This window comes from Mucilaginibacter sp. AK015, assembly GCF_014200785.1.
GTDB lineage: Bacteria > Bacteroidota > Bacteroidia > Sphingobacteriales > Sphingobacteriaceae > Mucilaginibacter.
Genome location: NZ_JACHCV010000010.1, coordinates 1 through 5,813, shown reverse-complemented (window position 1 = coordinate 5,813; position 5,813 = coordinate 1). Strand labels below are relative to the sequence as shown.

At 47.8% G+C, this 5,813-nt stretch carries 2 tRNA genes and 3 rRNA genes; all 5 read left to right on the top strand.

The features are described from left to right. Window positions 1-170 precede the first annotated feature (170 nt). The 5 genes from HDC91_RS19795 to rrf all read left to right on the top strand — a co-directional run bounded on the left by HDC91_RS19795 (window position 171) and on the right by rrf (window position 5,649). Window positions 171-1,692: ribosomal RNA gene (locus tag HDC91_RS19795) — 16S ribosomal RNA — on the top strand. A gap of 214 nt (window positions 1,693-1,906) precedes the next feature. Continuing rightward, a tRNA-Ile gene (locus HDC91_RS19790) sits at window positions 1,907-1,981 on the top strand. A gap of 86 nt (window positions 1,982-2,067) precedes the next feature. After that, window positions 2,068-2,144, top strand: a tRNA-Ala gene (locus HDC91_RS19785). Window positions 2,145-2,424: 280 nt separating this feature from the next. Further along, window positions 2,425-5,306, top strand: a 23S ribosomal RNA gene (locus HDC91_RS19780). 231 nt (window positions 5,307-5,537) lie between these two features. Then, window positions 5,538-5,649 (top strand): 5S ribosomal RNA (gene rrf / locus HDC91_RS19775). The 16S, 23S and 5S rRNA genes sit together here with 2 tRNA genes alongside, the layout of an rRNA operon. Window positions 5,650-5,813 lie beyond the last annotated feature (164 nt).

Genomic DNA, 5,813 nt, shown 5'->3' with positions numbered 1-5,813 from the left:
AAAAGTTCTTAAAAGAGATAGAGAATAAATTATGCAGCGTAACAGCAGGACAGCGATGTTCTGGATGTTAAGAGCGAGACTTGAGGGATGGGATAATGTAAGAGAATATTTTTTTTTACAGATTTCTATTGATTGAGTTAATAGGGTCTGGATCATAAACAACACATTATACAATGGAGAGTTTGATCCTGGCTCAGGATGAACGCTAGCGGCAGGCCTAATACATGCAAGTCGGACGGGATTGAGGAGCTTGCTTCTCATGAGAGTGGCGCACGGGTGCGTAACACGTATGTAACCTACCTTGTTCAGGGGGATAGCCTCTCGAAAGAGAGATTAACACCGCATAACATTATTTTATGGCATCGTAAGATAATCAAATATTTATAGGAACAAGATGGGCATGCGGAACATTAGCTAGTTGGTAAGGTAATGGCTTACCAAGGCTACGATGTTTAGGGGATCTGAGAGGATGACCCCCCACACTGGTACTGAGACACGGACCAGACTCCTACGGGAGGCAGCAGTAAGGAATATTGGTCAATGGGCGCAAGCCTGAACCAGCCATGCCGCGTGCAGGAAGACGGCCCTACGGGTTGTAAACTGCTTTTGTACCGGAATAAACCCCTTTTCGTGAAGAGGGCTGAATGTACGGTAAGAATAAGGATCGGCTAACTCCGTGCCAGCAGCCGCGGTAATACGGAGGATCCAAGCGTTATCCGGATTTATTGGGTTTAAAGGGTGCGTAGGTGGCCTATTAAGTCAGGGGTGAAAGACGGTAGCTTAACTATCGCAGTGCCTTTGATACTGATGGGCTTGAATACACTTGAGGTAGGCGGAATGTGACAAGTAGCGGTGAAATGCATAGATATGTCACAGAACACCAATTGCGAAGGCAGCTTACTAAAGTGTTATTGACACTGAGGCACGAAAGCGTGGGGATCAAACAGGATTAGATACCCTGGTAGTCCACGCCCTAAACGATGAATACTCGATGTTGGCGATATACGGTCAGCGTCTAAGCGAAAGCGTTAAGTATTCCACCTGGGGAGTACGCCCGCAAGGGTGAAACTCAAAGGAATTGACGGGGGCCCGCACAAGCGGAGGAGCATGTGGTTTAATTCGATGATACGCGAGGAACCTTACCCGGGCTTGAAAGTTAGTGAATGAGACAGAGACGTCTCAGTCCTTCGGGACACGAAACTAGGTGCTGCATGGCTGTCGTCAGCTCGTGCCGTGAGGTGTTGGGTTAAGTCCCGCAACGAGCGCAACCCCTGTGAATAGTTGCCAGCATGTAATGGTGGGGACTCTATTCAGACTGCCTATGCAAATAGAGAGGAAGGAGGGGACGACGTCAAGTCATCATGGCCCTTACGTCCGGGGCTACACACGTGCTACAATGGATGGTACAGCGGGCAGCTACCTGGTAACAGGATGCCAATCTCGTAAAGCCATTCACAGTTCGGATCGGGGTCTGCAACTCGACCCCGTGAAGTTGGATTCGCTAGTAATCGCGTATCAGCAATGACGCGGTGAATACGTTCCCGGGCCTTGTACACACCGCCCGTCAAGCCATGGAAGCTGGAAGTGCCTGAAGTGCGTAACCGCAAGGAGCGTCCTAGGGTAAAGTCGGTAACTGGGGCTAAGTCGTAACAAGGTAGCCGTACCGGAAGGTGTGGCTGGAATACCTCCTTTCTGGAGCATTATCCAAACAACCTTAGTAACGCATTAACAGGAAACTGTTACCTGCATGATTATTTTCTTAATTATTCTCTTAAAAAAACAACCCGGAAGATGAAGCCATCAGTGGTGTAACCGCAAAAGTGGCAAGATTGTAAGTAATTACGATTTACGATTTACGAATGACGATTGAAATCTAAAATCGTACATCACAAATCCGAAATCAAACAGTCCTGTAGCTCAGCTTGGTTAGAGCACTACACTGATAATGTAGGGGTCAGCAGTTCAAATCTGCTCGGGACTACACGGTAAGTCAAAAGTTGAAAGTTAAAAGTCAAAAGCTGCAAAGCCAATGACCTGATGACTCAATGACCAATGACGCATCTGAAAGGGGGATTAGCTCAGCTGGCTAGAGCACCTGCCTTGCACGCAGGGGGTCAACGGTTCGAATCCGTTATTCTCCACCAAGTTAAGATGTGAGATATTAGATATGAGATATCAGACAGGATGCAAATCGGTCTCAGATCTCAAATCTCAGTACTCAAATCTAAACGAACGTTCTTTGACATATTGGAAGAAGTAATTCAAAAAGAGAAAACAACAGTAGAGGACTGTTGCAGGCTTTAAAGGTTTACAAGAACAAAGGGGCAAGGGTAGCGATACCAATGAACCAATGAACGAGTGAGCCAATGAACGGCAACATAATCAAAAAGCATACAGTACCGAGCAAAAGCGGTACAAGTATAGAAGAAAGTAAGAAAGGGTACACGGGGGATGCCTTGGCTCTCAGAGGCGATGAAGGACGTGATAAGCTGCGATAAGCCGCGGGGATCAGCAAATATGAATTGATCCGCGGATTTCCGAATGGGGAAACCTGGCTAGTTGAAGACTAGTCGCATAAATGCGCAAACCTGCTGAACTGAAACATCTAAGTAAGCAGAGGAAGAGAAAATAATAATGATTTCCAGAGTAGTGGCGAGCGAAATGGAAGAAGCCCAAACCAGTTATGTTACGGCATAATTGGGGTTGTAGGACCACAACATGAATATCAGAATGAACCGGAACGGGGTGGGAAACCCGGCCATAGAGCATGAGAGCTGCGTACGGGTAAGTAATGATAGGATAGTGGTATCCTGAGTACCGCGAGGTCGGAGACGCCTTGTGGGAATTTGCCGGCACCATCCGGTAAGGCTAAATACTCCTGAGAGACCGATAGTGAACCAGTACCGTGAGGGAAAGGTGAAAAGAACCCCGAACAGGGGAGTGAAATAGAACCTGAAACCGTGTACTTACAAGCGGTCGGAGCACCTTCGTGGTGTGACGGCGTGCCTTTTGCATAATGAGCCTACGAGTTACTCCTCTCTGGCAAGGTTAAGTGTTTAAGACACGGATCCGAAGCGAAAGCGAGTCTGAAAAGGGCGCAGAGTCAGAGGGGGTAGACGCGAAACCTTGTGATCTACCCATGGACAGGTTGAAGGTGCCGTAACAGGTACTGGAGGACCGAACCGATAAACGTTGAAAAGTTTCCGGATGATCTGTGGGTAGGGGTGAAAGGCTAATCAAACTGGGAAATAGCTCGTACTCCCCGAAATGTTTTTAGGAACAGCGTGGTGGTTAAGTTATATAGAGGTAGAGCTACTGATTGGGTGCGGGGGAGTCAAATCCTACCAAATCCAGACAAACTCCGAATGCTATGTAATATACACTGCAGTGAGGCTATGGGTGCTAAGGTCCATGGCCGAGAGGGAAAGAACCCAGACCATCAGCTAAGGTCCCCAAATTAACGCTAAGTTGAACTAACGAGGTCCGATTGCACAGACAGCTAGGATGTTGGCTTGGAAGCAGCCATTCATTTAAAGAGTGCGTAACAGCTCACTAGTCGAGCGATCGGGCATGGATAATAAACGGGCATTAAGCGTTATACCGAAGCTATGGATTGCAATTTATTGCACTGGTAGGGGAGCATTCTAATTGCCGGTGAAGCAGGAAGGACAACTGACTGTGGAGGAATTAGAAAAGCAAATGTAGGCATAAGTAACGATAAGGCGGGAGAGAAACCCGCCCACCGAAAGACTAAGGTTTCCTGATCAACGCTAATCGGATCAGGGTTAGTCGGGGCCTAAGGTGAAGCCGAAGGGCGTAGCCGATGGATAACTGGTTAATATTCCAGTACTTTTTATAACTGCGATGCGGTGACGGAGTAGTGACACTGACGCGAACTGACGGAATAGTTCGTTAAATGCAGTAGGTATAGGGTTTGTAGTTAAGTACGCAGACCTTGCTGAAAGCAGATAGTACACTGAGCCTTCGGGTAAGGTGATAGTTCAGGTAATCAGACTTCCAAGAAAACCCGCTAAGCTTCAGGTTATAAAAACCCGTACCGTAAACCGACACAGGTAGTCGAGGAGAGAATCCTAAGGTGCTCGAGTGAATCATGGCTAAGGAACTCGGCAAAATGGCCCTGTAACTTCGGGAGAAGGGGCGCTGATAGCAATATCAGCCGCAGTGAAAAGGCCCAGGCGACTGTTTAACAAAAACACATGGCTTTGCAAAATCGAAAGATGACGTATAAGGCCTGACACCTGCCCGGTGCCGGAAGGTTAAGAGGGGATGTTAGTCAGCAATGGCGAAGCATTGAATCGAAGCCCCGGTAAACGGCGGCCGTAACTATAACGGTCCTAAGGTAGCGAAATTCCTTGTCGGGTAAGTTCCGACCTGCACGAATGGTGTAACGATCTGGGCGCTGTCTCAGCCATGAGCTCGGTGAAATTGTGGTATCGGTGAAGACGCCGGTTACCCGCAACGGGACGGAAAGACCCCATGCACCTTCACTACAACTTAACATTGATATCGGATACAGGATGTGTAGGATAGGTGGGAGGCTGTGATCCTGCTTCGCTAGGAGTAGGTTAGCCAACGTTGAAATACCACCCTTTCTGTATTTGGTGTCTAACTCGATAATGTCGAGAACATTGTTTGGCGGGTAGTTTGACTGGGGTGGTCGCCTCCAAAAAGGTAACGGAGGCTTTCAAAGGTAAGCTCAGTACGCTTGGTAACCGTACGCGGAGTGCAATAGCATAAGCTTGCTTGACTGTGAGGCAGACAAGCCGAGCAGGGTCGAAAGACGGATATAGTGATCCGGTGGTTCTGCATGGAAGGGCCATCGCTCAAAGGATAAAAGGTACGCTGGGGATAACAGGCTGATCTCCCCCAAGAGCTCATATCGACGGGGAGGTTTGGCACCTCGATGTCGGCTCGTCACATCCTGGGGCTGGAGAAGGTCCCAAGGGTTGAGCTGTTCGCTCATTAAAGTGGCACGCGAGCTGGGTTCAGAACGTCGCGAGACAGTTCGGTCCCTATCTGTTGTGGGCGTTGGAAGTTTGAGTGGGGCTGACCTTAGTACGAGAGGACCGGGTTGGACTAACCTCTGGTGAATCTGTTATGCCGCCAGGTGTACTGCAGAGTAGCTACGTTGGGAATAGATAAGCGCTGAAAGCATCTAAGTGCGAAACTAGCCACAAGATGAGACTTCCATTGAGGATCGTAGCAGACTACTACGTTGATAGGTTACAGATATAAAGGTGGTGACATCAAAGTCGAGTAATACTAATAATCCGAAGCTTTCTCATAGCAGGTAATGAATGGTGGTGCGCAGCAATGCGCATCACCGAACAAAACAAAGCTGTTGTTTTCTCTGATTATTACTTCTTTCAATTATGTTTAAGATATGAGAATTGAGATATGAGACGTGAGATACACTCACACCATACTCCTTTCCATTATCTAATTAAATATTGGTTTGTTATGCAGCAGACAATGAGTCTCAGATCTCATGTCTCACATCTCAAATCTAAAAACCTTCAGGTGCCTATATCGGCGGTGTCCACCTCTTCCCATTCCGAACAGAGAAGTTAAGCCCGCCAGAGCCGATGGTACTGCAGTAAAATGTGGGAGAGTAGGTCGGTGCCAAATCTTAATGAAACCCTGTGAGCTATCGCTCATGGGGTTTCTGCGTTTATAAGCTTTTTGTCCATAGTCCATGGTCGATAGTCCATAGTCATCTGCACATCTGAAATCTGCACATCTGCACATCTGGAACCTGCACATCTGAAAAAGCGTTCACGTTCGGCGCACGT